3 protein-coding genes are annotated in these 4,665 nt (G+C 70.2%); all 3 read left to right on the top strand.

Going from position 1 to position 4,665, the window contains the following annotated elements; all coding sequences use genetic code 11:
- Positions 1-420: 420 nt before the first annotated feature.
- The 3 genes from ACFXB5_RS52770 (at position 421) to ACFXB5_RS52780 (ending at position 4,596) form a co-directional block, all read left to right on the top strand.
- Positions 421-1,758 carry a PhoH family protein gene (locus ACFXB5_RS52770; protein WP_385223069.1) on the top strand — a complete coding sequence of 446 codons (1,338 nt, stop codon included), beginning with the start codon at positions 421-423 and terminating at the stop codon, positions 1,756-1,758.
- Between the two features lie 410 nt (positions 1,759-2,168).
- A complete protein-coding gene (locus ACFXB5_RS52775) occupies positions 2,169-2,909 on the top strand; it encodes a transglycosylase SLT domain-containing protein (RefSeq protein WP_385223072.1) in 741 nt (246 codons plus the stop codon).
- Positions 2,910-3,054: 145 nt separating this feature from the next.
- The gene (locus ACFXB5_RS52780) at positions 3,055-4,596 is read left to right on the top strand and encodes an AI-2E family transporter (RefSeq protein ID WP_385223075.1); all 1,542 of its coding nucleotides are present in this window, start codon (positions 3,055-3,057) and stop codon (positions 4,594-4,596) included.
- Positions 4,597-4,665 lie beyond the last annotated feature (69 nt).

Here is a 4,665-nt window from a genome sequence, read left to right on the forward strand (position 1 = left end):
AGCGCTCGCCGGTCCCCACCTTGCACCGTTGTTTCCTACCTGATGACCGCGGGGGGGGGGACTCCCCCCGCCCGCCGCCCTGCCCCGGGCCGTGTAGCACGCTGGTTTCACAACGTTCATATCCGCGCCGTCATATGCCGTTGCATGCCCCCGCACGTTCGAGGGAATATCCCTTCCAGGTCGACGCCCTGTCCCACCTGTCCAGTTGGGTGTCGAACTGCCAGCGGACGGCATCGGGCCGTTCGCCCGGGAGGCCCTTTGCACACGGACGACTGTGCGGATCGTGCGTATGACGCGGAGGGCCGGCGCTCGGCCCTCCCAGTGGGCCCGAGCCCGGTCCGTTCCCCGTCTGCGGCGGGGAATACCTCACTCCCGCGACGCCGTCGCACCCCAACCTCTCCCGAGGGGGTTCGTCCACCCGTGGTGACCAGCAAGAAACGCCGCGAGCACGACCGGCGCACCTATGTCCTCGACACCAGCGTCCTGCTGGCCGACCCCAATGCCATGGCCCGCTTCGACGAGCACGAAGTCGTGCTGCCGGTCGTGGTGGTCACGGAACTGGAGGCCAAGCGGCACCACCCGGAGCTCGGGTACTTCGCACGGCAGGCGCTGCGCCTGCTGGACGAGTACCGCGTCCGCTACGGCCGTCTGGACGCTCCGATCCCCATCGGGGAACTGGGCGGCACCCTGCGTGTCGAGCTCAACCACTCCGACCCGGGCATCCTCCCCGCCGCCTTCCTGAACCACGGCGGCAAGGTGGGGGACAACGACTCGCGGATCCTCGCGGTCGCCAGAAACCTGCAGGCCGAGGGGTACGACGTCACCGTCGTGTCCAAGGACCTGCCGCTGCGCATCAAGGCGTCCTCGGTGGGCCTGCTCGCCGAGGAGTACCGCGCGGAGCTGGCGATAACCGACTCGGGCTGGACCGGGATGGCGGAGCTCGCCGTCTCGGCCGAACAGGTGGACGACCTGTTCGCCGCCGAGACGGCGGATGTCCCCGAGGCGGCCGGGCTGCCCGTGCACACGGGCCTGGTGCTCCAGTCCGAGCGCGGTAACGCGTTGGGCCGGGTCACCCCGGATGGCCAGGTGCGGCTGGTGCGCGGCGACCGCGAGGCGTTCGGCATCCACGGGCGCAGCGCGGAGCAGCGCATCGCCCTGGACCTGCTGCTCGACCCGGAGGTCGGCATCATCTCGATGGGCGGCCGGGCCGGTACCGGCAAGTCGGCGCTGGCGCTGTGCGCCGGTCTCGAGGCCGTGCTGGAGCGGCGTCAGCACCGCAAGGTGATGATCTTCCGCCCGCTGTACGCGGTGGGCGGCCAGGAGTTGGGCTATCTGCCCGGCACCGAGGCCGAGAAGATGAGCCCTTGGGCACAGGCGGTCTTCGACACCCTGTCCGCGGTGACCAGCGCCGAGGTGATCGAGGAGGTCGTGGGGCGCGGGATGCTGGAGGTGATGCCGCTGACGCACATCCGCGGCCGCTCGCTCCATGACGCCTTCGTCATCGTCGACGAGGCCCAGTCGCTGGAGCGGAACGTGCTGCTCACCGTTCTGTCCCGGATCGGCGCCAACTCCCGGGTGGTGCTCACCCACGATGTGGCGCAGCGGGACAACCTCCGCGTCGGGCGGTACGACGGTGTGGTGGCGGTCGTCGAGAAGCTGAAGGGGCATCCGCTGTTCGCGCATGTCACCCTGACCCGCTCCGAGCGTTCGCCGATCGCGGCGCTGGTGACCGAAATGCTGGAGGACGGCCACATCTGAGCCGGTTGAGTCGTTTGCGGCCATAGGGCGCCGCGCGGAAAGGCCAACGAGCCTAGCCGCGCGGCGTCTTGGCGCGCGGGGGTTTCCGGAAATCCTAGGGCGTAAACAGGATGTGAGCTTTCACACCTGGCGGGGAATTGCCGAGGGGGCTCCGCGTCCGGCAGTGTGTGGGTTCTGTCAGGCCCCGCATACGGCACACCAGTACCCCCAGCGGTACCGAGCAACAGCAGTATCAGAACTAAACAGCGTTCGCCGTATGCCGCCCGAGCACCTCGAGGATCTCCTGCGGGGGATCCCCACCGGGCCCGTGCCTCCCGTGACCAGTCGACCCCATCGCACCACCGGGGACGGAACAAGGGGAGGACAGCGTCAGGGGCACGATTGCGCCCGCGAGGTCACCTAAGCGGGCGATGCTGGAAGGACACCGAGTGAGCCGGATTTCGGTCCGGGGATTCGCAGTGGCTTCGGCCACCGCGGTCACCACTGTGGGCGCCGTCGTCGGCGTCGCCGCGGGCGGACAGCAGCAGCAAGGCTCGTCCGACCCGATCGAGGCGACCGCCGCCGATTCGACGCTCCTTGCGGACATACCTGCTGGGCAGCAGGCCGTCGCGCAGACCGCATCCCTGACGCAGCAGGCGGACGTGCAGTCCACCGCGGCCGACGCGGAGGCGCGCAAGTCCGCCGAGGAGTCAGCCCGCAAGCAGGCGGCCAAGGACGCGAAGGCCAAGAAGGCCGCCGCGGACAAGGCAGCCGCCGAGAAGCTGGCCAAGGAGCGCGAAGCCAAGGAGAAGAAGAAGGAGGAGGTCGCGAGCCGTTCGGCGTCGCGTGACGCCTCCAGCTTCCCCCAGCAGGCTTCGTACACCATCTCCGAGGTCCAGGCGATGGCCCGGCAGATCGTGCCGAGTGGCCAGTTCCAGTGCTTCAGCAACATCGTGGACCACGAGTCCACCTGGAACTACAAGGCCTCCAACCCCTCGTCGGGTGCCTACGGTCTGGTGCAGGCGCTGCCGGCCGGCAAGATGGCCTCGGCGGGCGCCGACTGGCAGACCAACCCGGCCACCCAGATCAAGTGGGGCCTGAACTACATGAACGAGCGCTACGGCAGCCCCTGTGACGCTTGGTCGTTCTGGCAGGCCAATGGCCACTACTGAGCCGGTCCCACCGGGCAACACCCGGTAGCCGCCCAGTATCGAACGCTTCACGAAACCCCCGGCTCAGGTCGGGGGTTTCGCGCATCCTCGGCAGGTAACGTCTCCTTGACGACCGAGGGGGAAACTGGGGGGTAGGAAACGAGAAATGTCCAAATTGCCGCAGTGGGTCGGCAGGCTGGGAACCGGACTTACCCGGCTCGCCCACCGGCTCGAATCCCAACAGGCCGAGATGCGGGGGCGCGAGGGCAACGGCGGCACCGGCCCGCGGAAGCCACCGGGGCCCGGACCGGGGCCCGAACGGGGATCTGAACGGGGATCTGAACCGAGGCCCGGACCGGGGCCCGGACCATCTGAAGAACGCCCGCGGGGCGGCGCCGAGAGCGCCGGGGGCGCCGGGGGCCGGAAGGGCCCGGAAAGCGCCGAAAGCCCGGAGAGCCCGGAAAGCCCCGGGACTCCCGAGGGCGAGGCCGCCCGGCCGGAGCAGCCGGCCAGCGTGCCCGCCCCGCCCGCCTACGCCCCCGCCGTCTCCGCCAGACCCGATCCGGTGGCCGCCGTGCCCTGGGGCGTCCGTGTGGCCGCCGAGGCGGCCTGGCGACTGCTGGTGCTCGGCGGCACGGTGTGGGTGCTCATGAGGGTCATCAGCTCCGTCGAGCTGGTGGTGCTCTCGTTCACCGTCGCGCTCCTCATCACCGCGCTGCTGGAACCGACCGTGACCCGACTGCGCCGGCGCGGCGTACCGCGCGGGCTGGCCACCGCGCTCACCTTCATCGCCGGCTTCGTCGTCATGGGCCTGGTCGTGTGGTTCGTGGTCTGGCAGGTCATGGAGAACATCGACGAGGTCTCGGGCGAGGTCCAGGCCGGTATCGACGATCTGCGGCGCTGGCTGCTGCACAGCCCGTTCCATGTGACCGAGAAGCAGATCAACCATATCGCCAAGAGTCTGCGCGAGGCGGTCGGCGCCAACAGCGAGCAGATCACCTCGGCGGGGCTCGAGGGTGTCACGGTCGTCGTGGAGGTGCTGACCGGCCTTCTGCTGACGATGTTCTCCACGCTCTTCCTGCTGTACGACGGCCCGAAGATCTGGAACTGGACCCTCAAGCTGGTCCCCGCCCAGGCCCGCGAGGGCGTGGCGGGCGCGGGCCCGCGCGCCTGGTCGACGCTGACCGCCTATGTGCGCGGCACGGTGCTCGTGGCGCTGATCGACGCGATCTTCATCGGCGTGGGTCTGTTCTTCCTCGATGTCCCGATGGCCGTGCCACTGGCCGTCTTCATCTTCCTCTTCGCCTTCATCCCGCTGGTGGGTGCGGTGGTCTCCGGCGCGCTCGCGGTGGTCGTGGCGCTGGTCACCCAGGGCGTGTTCACGGGGGCGATGGTGCTGATCGTGGTGCTGGCCGTCCAGCAGATCGAGGGCCATGTGCTCCAGCCGTTCATCCTCGGCCGGGCGGTGCGGGTCCATCCGCTGGCCGTGGTGCTCTCGGTCGCGGCCGGTTCGCTGATCGGCGGCATCGGTGGCGCGGTGGTGGCCGTTCCGCTGGTGGCGGTCGCCAACACGGTCGTCGTCTACCTGCGCGGCTACAGCCAGGAGAACGCCCTGCGCGCCGTCCCGGGCCCGCACGGCGCCACCGCCTCCGGTACGGCGCCCACCGCGCCGCCGGGCCTGCCGCCCGGGGAGGGCGGGGCCCGATAGTCCGGCCCGGTGCCATGGCCGATGAACGAACGCCCAATGGGGGGCCCCCCCCCCGGGGGGGGGGCCCGC

The sequence above is a fragment of the Streptomyces sp. NPDC059455 genome, from assembly GCF_042750115.1.
GTDB lineage: Bacteria > Actinomycetota > Actinomycetes > Streptomycetales > Streptomycetaceae > Streptomyces > Streptomyces endocoffeicus.

Bases quoted from the DNA above. Each gene is read 5' to 3' on its own strand.
- ACFXB5_RS52780 (WP_385223075.1), top strand. From the start codon at position 3,055: ATGTCCAAATTGCCGCAGTGGGTCGGCAGGCTGGGAACCGGACTTACC.
- ACFXB5_RS52775 (WP_385223072.1), top strand. From the start codon at position 2,169: ATGCTGGAAGGACACCGAGTGAGCCGGATTTCGGTCCGGGGATTCGCA.